This is a genomic window from Enterobacter sp. 22452 (genome assembly GCF_052045065.1).
Classification (GTDB): Bacteria; Pseudomonadota; Gammaproteobacteria; order Enterobacterales; family Enterobacteriaceae; genus Enterobacter; species Enterobacter mori.
In genome coordinates, this window is the sequence record NZ_JBQEOB010000013.1 from 42,329 (window position 1) to 60,703 (window position 18,375).

Here is an 18,375-nt window from a genome sequence, read left to right on the forward strand (position 1 = left end):
AGCTCTGCTCACAGGAGGGTTACATGGCTGGCTGGCATCTTGATACCAAAATGGCGCAGGATATCGTGGCGCGCACCATGCGCATCATTGATACCAATATCAACGTGATGGATGCTCGCGGGCGCATTATCGGCAGCGGCGATCGCGAGCGTATTGGGGAATTGCACGAAGGTGCATTGCTGGTGCTCTCCCAGGGCCGCGTGGTAGATATCGACGATGCGGTAGCAAAACATCTGCATGGTGTACGTCAGGGCATCAATTTGCCGCTGCGCCTCGAAGGTGAGATTGTGGGGGTAATCGGTCTGACCGGCGAGCCGGAGTCGCTGCGTAAATACGGCGAGCTGGTCTGTATGACGGCGGAGATGATGCTGGAGCAGTCGCGCCTGATGCACCTTCTCGCCCAAGACAGCCGCCTGCGCGAAGAGCTGGTCATGAACCTTATACAGGCGGATGAGCATACGCCTGCACTCAGCGAATGGGCACAGCGGTTGGGGATCGATCTGAACCAGCCGCGCGTGGTGGCGGTGATTGAGGTCGATAGCGGCCAGCTTGGCGTGGACAGCGCCATGGCAGAGCTGCAGCAGCTGCAAAACGCGCTGGCGACGCCGGAACGCAATAACCTGGTGGCGATTGTGTCTCTGACTGAAATGGTGGTGCTTAAACCCGCGCTCAATCAGTTTGGCCGCTGGGATGCAGAAGACCATCGCCGCCGTGTGGATCAGCTGATTGCACGCATGCAGGAGAACGGCCAACTGCGTTTTCGCGTTGCGCTGGGCAATTACTTTACCGGGCCGGGCAGTATCGCCCGCTCCTGGCGGACCGCACGCACCACCATGATGGTGGGTAAACAGCGTATGCCGGAAAGCCGCAGTTATTTCTATCAGGATTTGATGTTGCCGGTGCTGCTCGACAGCCTGCGCGGCGGGTGGCAGGCCAATGAGCTGGCGCGGCCATTAGTGCGCCTGAAAGCCATGGACAACAACGGCCTGCTGCGCCGCACATTGCAGGCCTGGTTCCGTCACAACGTGCAGCCGCTGGCGACCTCGAAGGCGCTGTTTATTCACCGCAATACCCTGGAGTATCGGTTAAACCGGATTTCGGAGCTGACGGGGCTGGATCTGGGGAATTTTGACGACAGGCTGCTGCTGTATGTAGCGCTGCAGCTGGATGAGCAGCGATGATGTTGTTTGCCGGGTGGCGGCTTCGCCTTACCCGGCCCACATGATGGTTTTCTCCCTCTCCCTGTGGGAGAGGGCCGGGGTGAGGGCATCAGGCCGCACCCAACTTATTTGTTGCGAGTTAACTTCTCAAGATCTGCTTCAATCTCGCTGATCTTATTCGTCACAACGCTTTCAAGGTGACGCAGATCGTCAAGGATCTTACGCTTGAGATCGACTTCAGTACGGTCGCGCTGGCAGATCTGATCGAGTTCATCGATCACATAGCGCAGGTTAGGGCTGATTTCCTGTACTTCTTTGTAACCCTGACCGATGCCGTCAGCCACCACGGTTTTGCGCTGGCGTGGATATTTAAACTTCACGCTTTTGGCGAAAAACTCACCTTTGTCCTTGTGAAAATAGATTTTAAGAATATCGTTATTGGCTTCCTGACGGAGGCTGTAACGATCAATTTCATCAGGATTGGTAATGCCCAGACTTTTCAGATTATCGTACATAGCGGTACCCTTGATCTCAACATAACCTTTGAATAATTAACGAAAAAATCTATTTTCGCCACCCTCAGATACAAAAAAAGCGGGGTTGCCCCCGCTTTTTGTTATACCCGATTAATCGATGGTGCGCAGCAACTCGTTGATGCCCACTTTACCGCGGGTTTTTGCATCCACTTTCTTCACGATAACCGCGCAGTACAGGCTGTATTTACCGTCTTTAGACGGCAGGTTGCCGGAAACCACCACAGAACCCGCTGGAACGCGACCGTAGTGAACTTCACCGGTCTCGCGGTCATAAATACGGGTGCTCTGGCCGATGTAAACGCCCATGGAGATCACGGAGCCTTCTTCCACGATCACGCCTTCAACCACTTCGGAACGTGCGCCGATGAAGCAGTTGTCTTCGATGATGGTTGGGTTAGCCTGCAGTGGCTCCAGTACGCCACCGATGCCGACGCCGCCGGACAGGTGAACGTTTTTACCGATTTGCGCGCAAGAGCCGACTGTTGCCCAGGTATCCACCATGGAGCCTTCGTCAACGTAAGCACCGATGTTTACGTAAGATGGCATCAGCACGGTATTGCGTGCGATGAACGCGCCCTGACGTACTGCCGCAGGTGGTACCACGCGGAAGCCTTCTTTCTGGAAGCGCGCTTCGTCGTAGTCAGCGAATTTCATTGGCACTTTATCGAAGTAGCGGCTTTCTGCTCCGTCGATAACCTGGTTATCGTTGATACGGAAAGAGAGCAGCACGGCTTTCTTCAGCCATTGATGAGTGACCCACTGACCGTCGATTTTTTCTGCCACGCGTAATGCGCCGGAATCCAGCAGGGAAATAACCTGGTTTACCGCTTCACGGGTCACGGTATCCACATTTGCCGGAGTGATCTCGGCGCGACGCTCAAAAGCGGACTCAATAACGTTCTGTAACTGCTGCATTGTTTACTCTTTCCATTTCACTAAAAAACACGTCACCCTTTATCGTTTGGATTGAGGGCTGCTGTCAACCGTTGTTGCACTTCAAGCTGCAGGTCATTATTAAGGGCACGTCGGTCCGCTGTGGCGATTATAAATAAATCTTCTACTCGCTCACCAATGGTTGTAATTCGGGCGCCATGAAGCGAAATTCCCAGATCGGCAAAAACCTGGCCGACGCGGGCAAGTAGCCCTGGCTGATCGAGCGCAATCAGCTCCAGGAACGATTTACGGTCGGTGTGGGTCGGCAGGAAATTGACCTCGGTATCGACGGTAAAATGACGCAATTTTGCAGGCTGGCGACGCGGCTGCGGCGGTTGCCAACTGCGCTGGGTAATGGCCTGCTCCAGACCAAAACGAATCCCTTCATGCCTGTCCGACGACAGCGGGCTGCCGTCCGGCTCCAGCACAATAAAGGTGTCCATTGCCATGCCGTCGCGGGTGGTAAAAATCTGCGCGTCGTGAACGCTCAGATTACGCCTGTCCAGTTCGGCGCAGACGGCGGCAAACAGATAGGGTCGGTCCGGGCTCCAGATGAAGATCTCCGTGCCCCCGCGCGTGGCCTGTGGGCTCAGCAGGATCATCGGCTTCGACAAATCGTGCTTCAGCAGATGCCGCGCGTGCCAGGCAAGCTGGTTTGGGCTGTGGCGCACAAAGTAGTTGGCGCGACAGCGCGCCCAGATCTGATGCAGCGCCTCTTCATCAATATTATCCATCCGCAGCAGCGCCAGCGCCTGCAGCTGATGGTGGCGCACGCGCTCGCGCATGTCCGGGGTGTTTTGCATACCCCGACGCAGCTGTTTTTCGGTAGCAAAGTACAGTTCGCGCAGCAGGCTCTGCTTCCAGCTGTTCCACAGGGTTTCGTTGGTGGCGCAAATATCCGCCACCGTCAGGCAGACCAGATAGCGCAGGCGGTTTTCCGTTTGCACCTCTTCGGCGAATTGCTTAATGACTTCAGGATCCTGAATGTCACGACGCTGTGCGGTAACCGACATCAGCAGGTGATGACGGACCAGCCAGGCCACCAGCTGCGTTTCGCGTGAGTTCAGCCCGTGCAGCTCAGCAAATTTCAGCACGTCCTGTGCCCCCAGCACCGAGTGGTCGCCGCCGCGACCTTTGGCGATATCGTGGAACAGGGCGGCGATCAGGATCAGTTCAGGATGGGAGAGGCGTGGCCACAGTTCAACACACAGCGGGTGGCGGGATCGCGTCTCTTCTTTCGCAAAGCTTTCCAGCTTAAGCATGACGCGGATGGTGTGTTCATCCACGGTGTAAGCGTGGAAAAGATCGAACTGCATCTGACCAACAATATGCGACCACTGGGGCATATACGCCCACAGCACGCTGTGGCGGTGCATCGGCAGCAGGCCGCGGCTGACGGCGCCCGGGTGGCGCAGCATGCTCAGGAACAGGGCGCGCGCTTCCGGGATATAGCACAAAGGCTGAGTCAGGTGGCGGCGCGCATGGCGCAGATGACGCAGGGTGGTGGAGTAGATCCCGGTGATGGTGCTGTTGCGCACCATGGTATAGAACATCCGCAGAATCGCTTCCGGCTCGCGGATAAACAGCGTTTCGTCGCGCAGGTCGATAAGCGTCCCGCGCAGCTGGAACTCATCATCAATCGGGCGCGGTTTTTCGTCTGCCGTCAGGGCCAGAATGGCCTCGTCGAACAGCTGCAGCAGCATCTGGTTCAGCTCGGTCACCCGACGGGTGACGCGGAAGAAATCCTTCATCATGTGCTCAACCGGCTCGTTGCCTTCGCCCTGGTAATTCAGGCGCTGAGCCACGCTGAGCTGGCGATCAAACAGCAGGCGGTTATCGTAGCGGGTGACTTCCAGATGCAGGGCAAACCGGATGCGCCACAGCAGGTGCAGGCACTCGTTTAGCTCGTTACGCTCGGCCTCGGTGAGGAAGCCGAAGCCGACCATCTCATCCATTGACGTCGCGCCAAAGTGGCGACGGGCGACCCACTGCAGGGTATGAATGTCGCGCAGGCCGCCGGGGCTGCTTTTAATATCGGGTTCAAGATTATAGCTGGTGCCGTGGTAACGCTGGTGGCGCTGGTTTTGCTCCTCGACCTTCGCGGCGAAGAACTTTTCTGACGGCCAGAAGCCGTCGCTGAAGATGTGTTTCTGTAGCTCCAGGAACAGCGCGACGTCACCAATCAGCAGGCGGGTTTCAATCAGGTTGGTGGCGACGGTCAGGTCAGATAGCCCCTCCAGCAGACACTCTTCCAGGGTGCGCACGCTGTGGCCCACTTCCAGCTTCACGTCCCAGAGCAGGGTCAGCAGTTCGCCAATTTTTTGCGCCTGTTCGTCCGGCAGCTTTTTGCGGCTTAAGATCAGCAGGTCGATATCGGAAAGCGGATGCAGTTCACCGCGACCATAGCCCCCGACGGCAACCAGCGCTACGTCGCTAATCTGCCCGAAGCCGTAATCGATCCACAGGCGTTGCAGCAGTTGGTCGATAAACTCGGTGCGCGCTTCGATGAGCTGCTCGGCGGAAATGCCTGCGTCAAACGCGCTACTGAGCCAGCGCTGGAAGACATCCATATGTGCTTTGATATCGGCACACTTCAGCTCATGCGGCGGCCAGACGCCCGGGTTGTCGGGCTGGTCAGGAAGGGTGGGAAGGGCTGTGTTAGCATACTGTTCGGGTAAAAGATTACTCATCGTGCGCCACCCATAAGAAAAAGCTATCGCCATTAAAAAAGCCGGCATTCGCCGGCTCTTTTATCACTCAATGTTCGTCAGTATCGCCGGGATGGTGTCATCCTTGCGCAACGTCATAATTTCGCAGCCGTTGTCTGTTACCACAATAGTATGCTCGTACTGTGCAGACAAGCTTCTGTCTTTGGTTTTCACCGTCCAGCCGTCTTTCATGGTGCGGATGCGGTAATCGCCAGAGTTGACCATTGGCTCAATGGTGAAGGTCATGCCTTTCTGCAGCACCACGCCGCCGTCATCCGCATCGTAGTGCAGAACCTGCGGCTCTTCGTGGAAGACGCGACCAATGCCGTGCCCGCAGTACTCGCGCACCACGGAGAAACCTTCTGCTTCCACGAACTTCTGGATAGCCGCACCGATAGTGCGCAGACGGATGCCTGGCTTCACCATCTTCAGTGCCAGGTAGAGGCTCTCTTGCGTCACTTTACACAGGCGCTCGCCGAGGATGGTCGGTTTGCCTACGATGAACATCTTAGAGGTGTCGCCGTGGTATTCGTCTTTAATGACGGTCACGTCGATGTTAACGATGTCGCCATCTTTCAGCAGTTTTGCGTCGTCCGGAATACCGTGACAAACCACTTCATTTATAGAGATGCACACGGATTTTGGAAAACCGTGGTAGCCGAGGCAGGCGGAGACCGCGTGCTGCTCGTTGACGATGTAGTCATTACAGATGCGATCCAGCTCGCCGGTGCTGACGCCCGGCTTCACGAACGGCTCGATCATTTCCAGCACTTCAGCGGCCAGACGACCGGCGACGCGCATCTTTTCAATTTCTTCAGGAGTCTTAATAGAGATAGCCATGTAATCTGTCCATCGGTGTCGATTTTTTCGACAATACTAGTTCAAGTGTCGTCAATGGTAACAGTCTGGCGCACCCACTGCCAAATTGAGAATCATTAACAGCACACACCGTCAACAATTATTGGTTTCTGGCCGTGTTTTGTGGTATAAAGCGCGCCGGACTTCCGATCCATTTCAGATACACAGGCTGGACGGAAGCGACAAATCTCACTTTGTGTAACAACACACACGTATCGGCACATATTCCGGGGTGCCCTTTGGGGTCGGTAATATGGGATACGTGGAGGCATAACCCCAACTTTTACTATAGAGGTTTTAAACATGGCAACTGTTTCCATGCGCGACATGCTCAAGGCTGGTGTTCACTTTGGTCACCAGACCCGTTACTGGAACCCGAAAATGAAGCCTTTCATCTTCGGCGCACGTAACAAAGTTCACATCATCAACCTTGAGAAAACTGTACCAATGTTCAACGAAGCCCTGGCTGAGCTGAACAAGATCTCTTCCCGTAAAGGTAAGATTCTGTTCGTTGGTACTAAGCGCGCTGCAAGCGAAGCTGTGAAAGATGCTGCTAACAGCTGCGACCAGTTCTTCGTGAACCATCGCTGGTTGGGCGGCATGCTGACCAACTGGAAAACTGTTCGTCAGTCCATCAAACGCCTGAAAGATCTGGAAACCCAGTCTCAGGACGGTACTTTCGATAAGCTGACTAAGAAAGAAGCGCTGATGCGTACTCGTGAACTGGACAAGCTGGAAAACAGCCTGGGCGGTATCAAAGATATGGGCGGCCTGCCAGACGCGCTGTTCGTAATCGATGCAGACCACGAGCACATCGCAATCAAAGAAGCTAACAACCTGGGTATCCCGGTATTCGCTATCGTTGATACCAACTCCGATCCGGACGGTGTTGACTTCGTTATCCCGGGTAACGACGACGCAATCCGTGCTGTTAGCCTGTACCTGAGCGCTGTAGCTGCTACCGTTCGTGAAGGCCGTTCCCAGGATCTGGCTTCTCAGGCGGAAGAAAGCTTCGTAGAAGCTGAATAATAAGGTTTTACCCCTTATTAGTACCGTGTATGAATAGGGGCCAATTATCGGCCCCTTTTTTCAATTTATACTGTTTGGCTTATGGCCGGGCAGTTCACATCTCCCGAGGATTTAAGAATGGCTGAAATTACCGCATCCCTGGTAAAAGAGCTGCGCGAGCGTACTGGCGCAGGCATGATGGATTGCAAAAAAGCGCTGACTGAAGCGAACGGCGACATCGAGCTGGCAATCGAAAACATGCGTAAATCCGGTGCGATCAAAGCAGCTAAGAAAGCAGGCAACGTTGCTGCTGACGGCGTGATCATCACTAAAATCGACGGCACCTACGGTATCATTCTGGAAGTTAACTGCCAGACTGACTTCGTTGCTAAAGATGGCGGTTTCCAGGCATTTGCGAACAAAGTACTGGACGCAGCTGTTGCTGGCAAAATCACTGACGTTGAAGTTCTGAAAGCACAGTTCGAAGAAGAGCGTGTTGCGCTGGTTGCTAAAATCGGTGAGAACATCAACATCCGTCGCGTATCTTCCCTGGAAGGCGACGTTCTGGGTTCTTACCAGCACGGCGCACGTATCGGTGTTCTGGTTGCGGCTAAAGGCGCTGATGAAGAGCTGGTTAAACAGCTGGCAATGCACATCGCTGCAAGCAAGCCAGAATTCGTTAAGCCAGAAGACGTGTCTGCTGAAGTGGTAGAGAAAGAGTACCAGGTTCAGCTGGACATCGCGATGCAGTCTGGTAAGCCTAAAGAAATCGCAGAGAAAATGGTTGAAGGCCGCATGAAGAAATTCACCGGCGAAGTTTCTCTGACTGGCCAGCCTTTCGTTATGGATCCAAGCAAGTCTGTTGCTCAGCTGCTGAAAGAGCACAACGCTGACGTAACTGGCTTCATCCGCTTCGAAGTGGGCGAAGGCATCGAGAAAGTTGAGACTGACTTCGCAGCAGAAGTTGCTGCAATGTCCAAGCAGTCTTAATGATTGAAAAGGAGCCGCCTGAGGGCGGCTTCTTTTTGTCACCCGTCATACAAAATCAGACAGGTTACTGTATCCCTGCGCTGGTTTGCGGCATAACATGTCGCCAGAATTAACCCCATCTTAATCGTTGACAGTCTCAGGAAAGAAACATGGCTACCAATGCAAAACCCGTGTACAAACGCATTCTGCTTAAGCTGAGTGGCGAAGCGCTGCAGGGAACGGAAGGCTTCGGTATTGACGCAAGCATCCTTGACCGCATGGCACAGGAAATCAAAGAACTGGTCGAACTGGGTATTCAGGTTGGCGTGGTCATTGGCGGTGGCAACCTTTTCCGTGGTGCTGGTCTGGCGAAAGCGGGGATGAACCGCGTTGTGGGCGACCACATGGGTATGCTGGCAACCGTGATGAATGGCCTGGCCATGCGTGATGCGCTCCATCGCGCCTATGTGAACGCCCGCCTGATGTCCGCTATTCCTCTGAACGGCGTGTGCGATAACTACAGCTGGGCAGAAGCCATCAGCCTGCTGCGCAACAACCGCGTGGTGATCCTCTCCGCCGGTACGGGTAACCCGTTCTTTACCACCGATTCCGCTGCCTGCCTGCGCGGTATCGAAATCGAAGCCGATGTGGTGCTGAAAGCGACCAAAGTGGATGGCGTGTTTACTGCCGATCCGGCAAAAGATCCGTCTGCGACCATGTACGATCAGCTGAGCTACAGCGAAGTGCTGGATAAAGAGCTGAAAGTAATGGATCTTGCCGCCTTCACGCTGGCTCGTGACCACAAACTGCCGATCCGTGTCTTCAACATGAACAAACCGGGCGCACTGCGCCGCGTTGTAATGGGCGAAAAAGAAGGCACTTTGATCACGGAATAATTTCCGTCGGCGATAAATACAGGTAAGATTCCGCTTTACTTTGTAGTGGTATCTTACCCGGACGCGCCTTTGGCGTTGTCATGAATTAAACGCGACTATACTTAGCACACCTGTAGCGCTGTGCTGGCGGTTAGTCTGCCTGAGACAAGTTTTCAAGGATCCGTAACGTGATTAACGACATCAGAAAAGATGCTGAAGTACGCATGGATAAATGCGTAGAAGCCTTCAAAAACCAAATCAGCAAAATCCGTACTGGCCGTGCTTCTCCAAGCCTGCTGGATGGCATCATCGTAGAATACTACGGTACGCCAACTCCACTGCGTCAGCTGGCGAGCGTTACCGTAGAAGATACCCGTACGCTGAAAATCAACGTATTCGATCGTTCAATGAGCCCGGCTATTGAGAAAGCGATCATGGCGTCTGACCTCGGTTTGAACCCAAGCTCTGCGGGTGCTGACATTCGCGTTCCGCTGCCTGCGCTGACCGAAGAACGTCGTAAAGACCTGATCAAAGTGGTGCGCGGTGAAGCTGAGCAAGGTCGTGTTTCCGTACGTAACGTACGCCGCGACGCGAACGATAAAGTGAAAGCGCTGCTGAAAGAAAAAGAGATCAGCGAAGATGATGACCGTCGTTCCCAGGATGACGTGCAGAAGATGACTGACGCGGCTATCAAGAAAATTGATGCGGCGCTGGCAGATAAAGAAGCGGAACTGATGCAGTTCTGATTTCTGTCGTACACTGATAAACGCCGTTCAGGGGACGTTGTGTCTTACTGGCGGCGTTTTGCTTTTATCTGGTCTAACTTTTTTCCGGGCATCTCATGAAGCATTTAACACTCCTTGGCTCAACTGGCTCTATCGGTTGCAGCACTCTTGACGTGGTTCGCCATAATCCTGAAAGCTACACCGTGACCGCCCTTGTGGCCGGTAAAAACGTGCAGCGCATGGTGGAGCAGTGTCTGGAGTTTACGCCCCGCTTTGCGGTGATGGATGACGAAGAGAGTGCTCGCCAGGTGAAAGCGCAGCTGCAGGAAAAGGGCAGCCGCACCGAGGTGCTCAGCGGTCAGCAGGCGGCATGCGAAATGGCGGCGCTGGATGAGGTCGATCAGGTGATGGCCGCCATCGTTGGGGCGGCTGGGCTTCTGCCGACGCTTGCCGCTATTGATGCCGGTAAAGATGTTCTGCTGGCGAATAAAGAGTCGCTGGTGACCTGCGGACGCCTCTTTATGGAGGCCGTCAAACAGCGCGGCGCGCGTCTTTTACCGGTTGATAGCGAACACAACGCCATTTTTCAGAGTTTGCCGCAACCTTTTCAACAGAACCTGGGGTACGCTGACCTGGAGCAGAATGGCGTCGTGTCGATTCTGCTCACCGGGTCTGGTGGCCCGTTCCGTGAAACGCCACTGTCAGAACTGAGCGCAATGACGCCGGATCAGGCGTGCCGTCATCCGAACTGGTCGATGGGTCGTAAGATCTCCGTTGATTCAGCCACCATGATGAATAAAGGTCTGGAATACATTGAAGCGCGCTGGCTGTTTAATGCGTCAGCGAAACAGATGGAAGTGCTGATCCACCCGCAATCGGTGATTCACTCTATGGTGCGCTATCAGGATGGCAGCGTGCTTGCTCAGTTGGGCGAACCGGATATGCGCACGCCTATTGCTCACGCCATGGCGTGGCCAAACCGTGTGACATCCGGGGCAAAACCGCTCGATTTCTGCAAGCTGAGTTCACTGACCTTTAGCGAGCCTGATTACGACCGTTACCCGTGCCTGAAGCTTGCGATGACGGCCTTTGACCAAGGGCAGGCGGCGACGACGGCACTGAATGCAGCGAATGAAGAGACCGTTGAGGCATTTCTGAATCAGCAGATCCGCTTTACCGATATCGCAGCAATGAATCTTTCAGTGCTTGAATTGATGGATTTGCGCGAGCCACAAAGCGTGGAAGAGGTGCTGGCGGTCGATGCAGAGGCTCGCATTGTTGCGCGTAAACTGGTGACACGTCTCGCAAGCTGGTGATAAAGCAGCCACTAGTCGTCGTGCTATTTGTTAGCGTTGTGCTTCAGTGATATAGTCTGCGCCACCTGATCGCAGGTATTTGACTTTATGTGGTCAGGTAAGCCGTGGTTTGACACGGCTTTTTTATGTATAGGCTTCAGTATTCCTGTGTACCGTTAAATCCTTTTCAGGGACTAAAAACGCGTTATGTTGTCTGCGAATCAACCAATGAGCGAAAACTTGCCAGCGCATGGCTGTCGTCATGTAGCAATCATCATGGATGGCAACGGCCGCTGGGCGAAAAGACAAGGGAAGATACGAGCCTTTGGGCATAAAGCGGGGGCGAAGTCCGTTCGCCGCGCCGTTTCTTTTGCCGCCAATAACGGCATTGATGCGTTAACGCTCTATGCTTTTAGCAGTGAGAACTGGAATCGACCACCGCAGGAAGTGACTGCGTTGATGGAACTGTTTGTGTGGGCGCTCGATAGCGAAGTAAAAAGCCTGCACCGCCACAACGTCCGCCTGCGTATTATTGGCGAAACCAGTCGTTTTAACTCACGTTTGCAGGAACGGATTCGCAAAGCAGAAGCGCTGACGGAAAATAATACCGGCCTGACGCTCAATATCGCGGCGAATTACGGCGGACGCTGGGATATTATTCAGGGCGTTCGGCATCTTGCCGAGCAGGTTCAGGAAGGGCTGTTGAGACCCGACCAAATTGATGAAGAGGCGCTCAGTCGGCAAATCTGCATGAATGAACTGGCGCCTGTGGATTTGGTAATAAGGACAGGGGGAGAACACCGCATAAGTAACTTTTTGCTTTGGCAAATCGCCTACGCCGAACTTTACTTTACTGATGTTCTTTGGCCCGATTTTGATGAACAAGACTTTGAAGGTGCGCTGCATGCCTTTGCCAATCGAGAGCGTCGTTTCGGCGGCACCGAGCCTGGTGGCGACAAAGCCTGATGGGGGTAGCTTTTGCTGAAGTATCGCCTGATTTCCGCTTTTGTATTAATACCCATTGTCATTGCGGCGCTGTTTTTACTGCCCCCAGTGGGATTCGCGATTGTTACGCTGGTGGTGTGCATGCTTGCCGCCTGGGAATGGGGACAGTTTAGCGGCTTTACCTCGCGCACACAGCGGGTATGGCTGGCGGTGCTTTGTGGCTTTATCCTGGCCCTAATGCTGTTCACGTTGCCTGAATATCATCACGATATTCACCAACCGCTGGTTGCCGGATCCTTATGGATATCGCTGGCATGGTGGGTTGCTGCGCTTGTGTTGGTGCTTTTTTATCCAGGCTCTGCGGCGCTGTGGCGAAATTCTAAAGTGTTGCGCCTTATTTTTGGTCTGCTCACAATTGTTCCATTTTTCTGGGGTATGGTCGCGCTGCGTGCCTGGCACTATGACGAAAACCACTATAGCGGTGCCCTCTGGCTGCTTTATGTGATGATTCTCGTCTGGGGGGCTGACTCTGGAGCCTATATGTTTGGTAAACTGTTCGGCAAACATAAACTGGCGCCGAAGGTTTCCCCGGGTAAAACCTGGCAAGGATTTATTGGTGGCCTGTTTACGGCGGCGATCATCTCCTGGGGTTATGGCCTCTGGGCGAATCTGGAGGTTGCACCGTCAACATTGCTGGTGTGCTCAATTTTCGCTGCGCTGGCCTCGGTGCTGGGTGATCTCACCGAAAGTATGTTCAAGCGTGAAGCAGGGATTAAAGACAGTGGTCACTTGATTCCAGGCCATGGCGGGATACTGGATCGTATTGACAGCCTGACGGCGGCTGTTCCAGTGTTTGCTTGCTTGCTTTTACTGGTATTCGGGACGATTTAACGGAAGGTTTTATGCTGAGCATTCTCTGGAATCTGGCGGCGTTCATTGTTGCACTGGGTGTACTGATTACCGTGCATGAATTTGGCCATTTCTGGGTTGCTCGACGCTGTGGCGTGCGGGTGGAGAGATTCTCCATCGGGTTTGGTAAATCGCTCTGGAAGCGTACCGATCGCCATGGCACCGAGTTTGTCATCGCCCTTATTCCGCTGGGTGGCTATGTCAAAATGCTCGACGAGCGCGTCGAGCCTGTTGCGCCAGAACTGAGACACAGCGCGTTTAACAACAAAACCGTTGGGCAACGTGCTGCCATCATTGCTGCCGGTCCGGTAGCCAATTTCATCTTTGCTATCTTCGCATACTGGCTGGTGTTTATCATCGGTGTCCCTGGCGTGCGTCCGGTTGTCGGTGAAATTGCCCCTGGCTCTATTGCAGCGAGTGGGCAAATTGCACCTGGGATGGAACTTAAAGCGATTGATGGCATCGAAACCCCTGATTGGGATGCCGTGCGATTGCAGCTGGTTGCGAAAATTGGTGATGAGAAGACGACTGTCAGCGTGTCGCCTTTTGGATCAGACCAGCGGCAGGAAAAAGTGCTGGATTTACGCCACTGGAGTTTCGAACCCGACAAAGAAGATCCCGTTTCCGCTCTGGGGATTCGGCCGCGCAGCGCGCAAATCGAACCGGTATTAGCCGAAGTACAGGCTAACTCCGCAGCGAGTAAAGCGGGTTTGCAAGCGGGCGACAGGATCGTTAAAGTCGATGGTCAACCATTAACACAATGGATGACCTTTGTTAATCTGGTACGCGATAATCCGGGTACATCGCTCGCGCTGGAAGTGGAAAGACAGGGGAGTCCGCTCTCACTGACGCTGATTCCGGATACCAAATCGAGCAGCGGAAAGGCAGAAGGGTTTGCAGGCGTAGTGCCGAAAGTGATCCCACTGCCAGATGAGTACAAGACAATACGCCAGTATGGGCCGTTCAGCGCCATCCTTGAAGCCACGGATAAAACATGGCAACTGATGAAGCTGACGGTAAACATGTTGGGGAAATTGATAACCGGTGATGTGAAACTGAACAACCTCAGTGGGCCTATTTCGATTGCTCAGGGGGCTGGGATGTCAGCGGAGTTCGGGGTGATTTACTATCTCATGTTTCTCGCGCTCATTAGCGTGAACCTCGGGATAATCAACCTGTTCCCGCTTCCCGTATTAGACGGGGGCCATCTGCTGTTTTTAGCCATTGAAAAGCTAAAAGGCGGACCGGTATCCGAGCGAGTTCAAGACTTTAGTTATCGCATTGGCTCGATTTTGCTGGTGCTGTTAATGGGGCTTGCACTTTTCAATGATTTCTCTCGGTTGTAAGAGAGTTAGTTAGGAAGAACGCATAATAACGATGGCGATGAAAAAGTTGCTCATAGCGTCGCTGCTGTTTAGCAGCGCCACCGTATACGGTGCTGACGGGTTCGTAGTGAAAGATATTCATTTCGAAGGCCTTCAGCGTGTCGCCGTTGGTGCGGCCCTCCTCAGTATGCCTGTGCGCCCCGGCGATACGGTTAATGATGAAGACATCAGTAACACCATCCGCGCTCTGTTTGCCACTGGCAACTTTGAGGACGTCCGCGTCCTGCGCGATGGTGATACGCTGCTGGTTCAGGTAAAAGAACGTCCAACGATCGCCAGTATCACCTTCTCCGGCAACAAGTCGGTGAAAGATGACATGCTCAAGCAAAACCTTGAAGCATCCGGTGTTCGTGTGGGGGAGTCCCTGGACCGCACAACCCTTGCAGACATTGAAAAAGGTCTGGAAGACTTCTATTACAGCGTCGGTAAATACAGCGCCAGCGTGAAAGCGGTAGTGACGCCGCTGCCGCGTAACCGTGTTGACCTGAAACTGGTCTTCCAGGAAGGTGTTTCTGCGAAGATCCAACAGATCAACATTGTGGGTAACCACGCGTTCAGCACCGACGAGCTGATCTCAACGTTCCAGCTGCGTGACGAAGTGCCGTGGTGGAACGTGGTGGGCGATCGTAAATACCAGAAACAGAAATTGGCAGGCGACCTTGAAACCCTGCGCAGCTATTATCTGGATCGCGGTTATGCCCGTTTCAACATTGATTCAACTCAGGTCAGTCTGACTCCGGACAAGAAAGGGATCTACATTACGGTTAACATCACAGAAGGCGATCAGTACAAGCTTTCTGGCGTTGAAGTAAGTGGAAACCTGGCGGGGCATTCTGCTGAGATTGAGTCGCTGACCAAAATTCAGCCAGGCGATCTGTATAGCGGTTCTAAAGTCACCAAAATGGAAGACAGTATTAAAAAGCTGCTCGGCCGCTATGGTTACGCCTATCCGCGCGTACAAACTCAGCCGGAAATCAACGACGCAGAGAAAACCGTTAAGCTGCACGTGAACGTTGATGCGGGTAACCGTTTCTACGTGCGTAAGATCCGCTTCGAAGGTAACGATACGTCTAAAGATTCCGTTCTGCGCCGCGAAATGCGCCAGATGGAAGGGGCGTGGTTGGGTAGCGACCTGGTTGACCAGGGTAAAGAACGTCTGAATCGTCTGGGTTACTTCGAGACGGTTGATACTGATACCCAGCGTGTACCAGGCAGCCCGGATCAGGTTGATGTTGTCTATAAAGTAAAAGAGCGTAACACCGGTAGCTTCAACTTCGGTGTGGGCTACGGTACTGAAAGCGGAGTGAGCTTCCAGGTCGGTGTTCAGCAGGATAACTGGCTGGGTACGGGGTACTCTGTTGGTATCAACGGTACCAAAAACGACTACCAGACCTACTCTGAGTTTTCTGTCACAAACCCATACTTCACCGTTGACGGTGTGAGCCTGGGTGGTCGTATCTTCTATAACGACTTTAAAGCAGACGACGCGGATCTGTCCTCCTATACCAACAAGAGTTACGGTGTAGACGGTACGCTCGGCTTCCCGGTGAACGAATACAACACTCTGCGTGCGGGCTTAGGTTATGTGCATAACGACCTGTCCAACATGCAGCCTCAGGTGGCGATGTGGCGTTATCTGGATTCCATTGGCCAGTCGGCAAGTACGTCCAGCGATGACAACGGTTTCGCGGCGGATGACTTCACCTTCAACTACGGCTGGACATATAACCGCCTTGACCGTGGCTACTTCCCTACTGAAGGTTCTCGCGTCAATCTGAACGGTAAAGTGACCATTCCTGGCTCTGATAACGAGTTCTACAAGTTGACGCTGGACACGGCGTCTTACTTCCCGATTGATGATGACCACAAGTGGGTTGTCCTGGGTCGTACTCGTTGGGGCTACGGTGACGGGATTGGCAGTAAAGAGTTGCCGTTCTATGAGAACTTCTATGCGGGCGGTTCCAGCACCGTTCGTGGCTTCCAGTCCAATAACATTGGTCCGAAAGCGGTCTACTACGGCGGTAATGACGAAGATAACTGCGCAAGCCGTGATCCAAAACAAGTGTGTAGCTCTGATGATGCAGTCGGCGGTAACGCTATGGCCGTGGCGAGCCTTGAGTTCATCACGCCTACGCCGTTTATCAGCGACAAGTACGCGAACTCTGTCCGTACCTCCTTCTTTATGGATGCGGGTACGGTGTGGGATACCAACTGGGAGAATACCGCCCAGATGCGTGCGGCAGGTGTTCCAGACTACAGCGATCCGGGCAACATTCGCATGTCCGCAGGTATCGCATTACAATGGATGTCACCGCTGGGGCCGTTGGTCTTCTCTTACGCCCAGCCGTTTAAGAAATACGATGGAGACAAAGCGGAGCAATTCCAGTTTAACATTGGTAAAACCTGGTAATAATTCGCTGCAAAGGAATGCGTTGGCAGTGTAGCGCTGACAACTGGCGATCGGTAACACGATCGCCTTGCCACGCAAAGAACGGTACCTTCAGGTGCCAATGGGATGGTAAGGAGTTAATTGTGAAAAAGTGGTTATTAGCTGCAGGTCTCGGTTTAGCGATGGCAACTTCTGCTCAGGCAGCGGACAAAATCGCAATCGTCAACATGGGTAATTTGTTCCAGCAAGTTGCACAGAAAACGGGCGTTTCTGCGACGCTGGAAAACGAATTCAAAGGCCGTGCTAGCGAACTGCAACGTATGGAAGGCGACCTCCAGACTAAAATGCAGCGTCTGCAGCGCGATGGTTCTACCATGAAAGCAAGCGATCGCAGCAAGCTGGAAAAAGACGTAATGGCTCAGCGCCAGACCTTCTCCCAGAAAGCGCAGGCTTTCGAGCAGGATCGTCAGCGTCGTTCTAACGAAGAGCGCGGTAAACTGGTTACTCGCATTCAGTCTGCAGTTAAAGCTGTTGCTGCCGATCAGAGCATCGATCTGGTTGTTGATGCGAATGCCGTTGCTTTCAACAGCAGCGATGTTAAAGACATCACCGCTGATGTTCTGAAACAGGTTAAATAAGTAATGCCTTCAATTCGACTGGCTGATTTAGCTCAGCAGTTGGATGCAGAATTACACGGTGATGGCGATATCGTCATCACCGCTGTTGCGTCCATGCAATCTGCTAAAGCTGGCAACATCACTTTCATGGTAAGTCCTAAGTACCGTGAACACCTGGCTCAATGCCAGGCGTCTGCCGTTGTTCTGACGCAGGACGATCTTCCGTTTGCCACAGGCGCTGCTCTGGTAGTGACAAATCCCTACCTGACGTATGCACGCATGGCCCAAATTCTTGATACCACGCCGCAGCCGGCGCAGAACATTGCGGCTAGTGCCTCAATTGATCCTACGGCTCAGCTGGGTAACAACGTTGCAGTTGGCCCAAACGCTGTCATTGAATCCGGCGTTGTGCTGGGTGACAACGTGGTGATTGGTCCAGGTTGCTTTGTTGGTAAAAATACGAAGATTGGTGCAGGGTCCCGCTTGTGGGCCAATGTATCTGTCTACCACGAGGTTGAGATTGGCGAAAATTGCCTCATTCAATCCAGCACGGTGATTGGTTCTGACGGTTTCGGTTACGCCAACGATCGGGGTAACTGGGTTAAGATCCCACAGTTGGGTCGCGTGATTATCGGCGATCGTGTTGAGATCGGTGCCTGTACCACTATTGACCGCGGTGCGCTTGACGACACCATTATTGGCAATGGTGTTATCATTGATAACCAGTGCCAGATTGCACATAACGTTGTGATTGGCGACAATACCGCAGTTGCGGGCGGCGTGATCATGGCAGGCAGCCTCAAAATTGGCCGTTACTGCATGATTGGCGGTGCCAGCGTGATCAACGGCCATATGGAAATATGCGACAAAGTGACGGTGACAGGTATGGGCATGGTAATGCGTCCTATCACTGAACCTGGCGTCTATTCCTCAGGCATTCCGCTGCAACCGAACAAGGTCTGGCGTAAAACAGCTGCTCTGGTGATGAATATTGATGATATGAGCAAGCGTCTCAAAGCGATTGAGCGCAAAATCGATCAACAAGACTAAGCGTTCATCCGTT

General features: G+C 53.4%; 16 protein-coding genes. 12 read left to right on the plus strand and 4 right to left on the minus strand.

Annotation, left to right across the window (positions count from 1 at the left end; genetic code table 11):
• Positions 1-23: 23 nt before the first annotated feature.
• Positions 24-1,181: a CdaR family transcriptional regulator gene (locus ACTJJA_RS22715; protein ID WP_010426741.1), complete on the plus strand. Its 1,158-nt coding sequence runs from the start codon at positions 24-26 to the stop codon at positions 1,179-1,181.
• A 104-nt stretch (positions 1,182-1,285) separates the two neighbouring features.
• Here ACTJJA_RS22715 and ACTJJA_RS22720 read toward each other — a convergent pair whose 3' ends face one another.
• The 4 genes from ACTJJA_RS22720 to map form a co-directional block, all read right to left on the minus strand.
• Positions 1,286-1,675, minus strand: coding sequence for a DUF3461 family protein (locus ACTJJA_RS22720; protein WP_010426739.1), 390 nt, complete (start codon positions 1,673-1,675; stop codon positions 1,286-1,288).
• A 111-nt stretch (positions 1,676-1,786) separates the two neighbouring features.
• Entirely contained in the window at positions 1,787-2,611 is an 825-nt protein-coding gene (gene dapD, locus ACTJJA_RS22725) for a 2,3,4,5-tetrahydropyridine-2,6-dicarboxylate N-succinyltransferase (protein ID WP_010426737.1), read from the minus strand.
• A 32-nt stretch (positions 2,612-2,643) separates the two neighbouring features.
• On the minus strand, positions 2,644-5,319 hold the full coding sequence (glnD, locus tag ACTJJA_RS22730; RefSeq protein WP_010426735.1) for a bifunctional uridylyltransferase/uridylyl-removing protein GlnD: 2,676 nt from the start codon (positions 5,317-5,319) through the stop codon (positions 2,644-2,646).
• Positions 5,320-5,382: 63 nt separating this feature from the next.
• On the minus strand, positions 5,383-6,177 hold the full coding sequence (gene map, locus ACTJJA_RS22735) for a type I methionyl aminopeptidase (RefSeq protein ID WP_010426734.1): 795 nt from the start codon (positions 6,175-6,177) through the stop codon (positions 5,383-5,385).
• Positions 6,178-6,498: 321 nt separating this feature from the next.
• On the opposite strand from map, the gene rpsB reads away from it, so the two are divergent.
• The 11 genes from rpsB (at position 6,499) to lpxD (ending at position 18,362) form a co-directional block, all read left to right on the plus strand.
• The gene (rpsB, locus tag ACTJJA_RS22740) at positions 6,499-7,224 is read left to right on the plus strand and encodes a 30S ribosomal protein S2 (RefSeq protein ID WP_003856207.1); all 726 of its coding nucleotides are present in this window, start codon (positions 6,499-6,501) and stop codon (positions 7,222-7,224) included.
• A 117-nt stretch (positions 7,225-7,341) separates the two neighbouring features.
• Positions 7,342-8,193 carry a translation elongation factor Ts gene (gene tsf, locus ACTJJA_RS22745; RefSeq protein WP_006173611.1) on the plus strand — a complete coding sequence of 284 codons (852 nt, stop codon included), beginning with the start codon at positions 7,342-7,344 and terminating at the stop codon, positions 8,191-8,193.
• Positions 8,194-8,342: 149 nt separating this feature from the next.
• Complete coding sequence (gene pyrH / locus ACTJJA_RS22750; protein ID WP_006173609.1) at positions 8,343-9,068, plus strand: UMP kinase; 726 nt, start codon at positions 8,343-8,345, stop codon at positions 9,066-9,068.
• 167 nt (positions 9,069-9,235) lie between these two features.
• Positions 9,236-9,793: a ribosome recycling factor gene (gene frr / locus ACTJJA_RS22755; protein ID WP_006173607.1), complete on the plus strand. Its 558-nt coding sequence runs from the start codon at positions 9,236-9,238 to the stop codon at positions 9,791-9,793.
• Between the two features lie 95 nt (positions 9,794-9,888).
• The gene (gene ispC / locus ACTJJA_RS22760; RefSeq protein WP_109081838.1) at positions 9,889-11,088 is read left to right on the plus strand and encodes a 1-deoxy-D-xylulose-5-phosphate reductoisomerase; all 1,200 of its coding nucleotides are present in this window, start codon (positions 9,889-9,891) and stop codon (positions 11,086-11,088) included.
• Between the two features lie 186 nt (positions 11,089-11,274).
• On the plus strand, positions 11,275-12,033 hold the full coding sequence (ispU, locus tag ACTJJA_RS22765) for a (2E,6E)-farnesyl-diphosphate-specific ditrans,polycis-undecaprenyl-diphosphate synthase (protein WP_089599138.1): 759 nt from the start codon (positions 11,275-11,277) through the stop codon (positions 12,031-12,033).
• Positions 12,034-12,045: 12 nt separating this feature from the next.
• Entirely contained in the window at positions 12,046-12,903 is an 858-nt protein-coding gene (cdsA, locus tag ACTJJA_RS22770) for a phosphatidate cytidylyltransferase (protein WP_010426717.1), read from the plus strand.
• An 11-nt stretch (positions 12,904-12,914) separates the two neighbouring features.
• Positions 12,915-14,267, plus strand: a complete 1,353-nt coding sequence (gene rseP / locus ACTJJA_RS22775) for a sigma E protease regulator RseP (RefSeq protein ID WP_440669266.1) — start codon at positions 12,915-12,917, stop codon at positions 14,265-14,267.
• A gap of 31 nt (positions 14,268-14,298) precedes the next feature.
• Positions 14,299-16,716: an outer membrane protein assembly factor BamA gene (bamA, locus tag ACTJJA_RS22780; protein WP_042719073.1), complete on the plus strand. Its 2,418-nt coding sequence runs from the start codon at positions 14,299-14,301 to the stop codon at positions 16,714-16,716.
• 122 nt (positions 16,717-16,838) lie between these two features.
• A complete protein-coding gene (skp, locus tag ACTJJA_RS22785; RefSeq protein WP_010426710.1) occupies positions 16,839-17,333 on the plus strand; it encodes a molecular chaperone Skp in 495 nt (164 codons plus the stop codon).
• A 3-nt stretch (positions 17,334-17,336) separates the two neighbouring features.
• The gene (gene lpxD / locus ACTJJA_RS22790; protein ID WP_421511601.1) at positions 17,337-18,362 is read left to right on the plus strand and encodes a UDP-3-O-(3-hydroxymyristoyl)glucosamine N-acyltransferase; all 1,026 of its coding nucleotides are present in this window, start codon (positions 17,337-17,339) and stop codon (positions 18,360-18,362) included.
• Positions 18,363-18,375: the final 13 nt, after the last annotated feature.

Coding starts and splice junctions, on each gene's coding strand:
- ACTJJA_RS22715 (WP_010426741.1), top strand. CDS start 24: ATGGCTGGCTGGCATCTTGATACCAAAATGGCGCAGGATATCGTGGCG.
- rseP (WP_440669266.1), top strand. CDS start 12,915: ATGCTGAGCATTCTCTGGAATCTGGCGGCGTTCATTGTTGCACTGGGT.
- tsf (WP_006173611.1), top strand. CDS start 7,342: ATGGCTGAAATTACCGCATCCCTGGTAAAAGAGCTGCGCGAGCGTACT.
- ispC (WP_109081838.1), top strand. CDS start 9,889: ATGAAGCATTTAACACTCCTTGGCTCAACTGGCTCTATCGGTTGCAGC.
- lpxD (WP_421511601.1), top strand. CDS start 17,337: ATGCCTTCAATTCGACTGGCTGATTTAGCTCAGCAGTTGGATGCAGAA.
- dapD (WP_010426737.1), bottom strand. CDS start 2,611: ATGCAGCAGTTACAGAACGTTATTGAGTCCGCTTTTGAGCGTCGCGCC.
- pyrH (WP_006173609.1), top strand. CDS start 8,343: ATGGCTACCAATGCAAAACCCGTGTACAAACGCATTCTGCTTAAGCTG.
- glnD (WP_010426735.1), bottom strand. CDS start 5,319: ATGAGTAATCTTTTACCCGAACAGTATGCTAACACAGCCCTTCCCACC.
- rpsB (WP_003856207.1), top strand. CDS start 6,499: ATGGCAACTGTTTCCATGCGCGACATGCTCAAGGCTGGTGTTCACTTT.
- bamA (WP_042719073.1), top strand. CDS start 14,299: ATGGCGATGAAAAAGTTGCTCATAGCGTCGCTGCTGTTTAGCAGCGCC.
- ACTJJA_RS22720 (WP_010426739.1), bottom strand. CDS start 1,675: ATGTACGATAATCTGAAAAGTCTGGGCATTACCAATCCTGATGAAATT.
- ispU (WP_089599138.1), top strand. CDS start 11,275: ATGTTGTCTGCGAATCAACCAATGAGCGAAAACTTGCCAGCGCATGGC.
- map (WP_010426734.1), bottom strand. CDS start 6,177: ATGGCTATCTCTATTAAGACTCCTGAAGAAATTGAAAAGATGCGCGTC.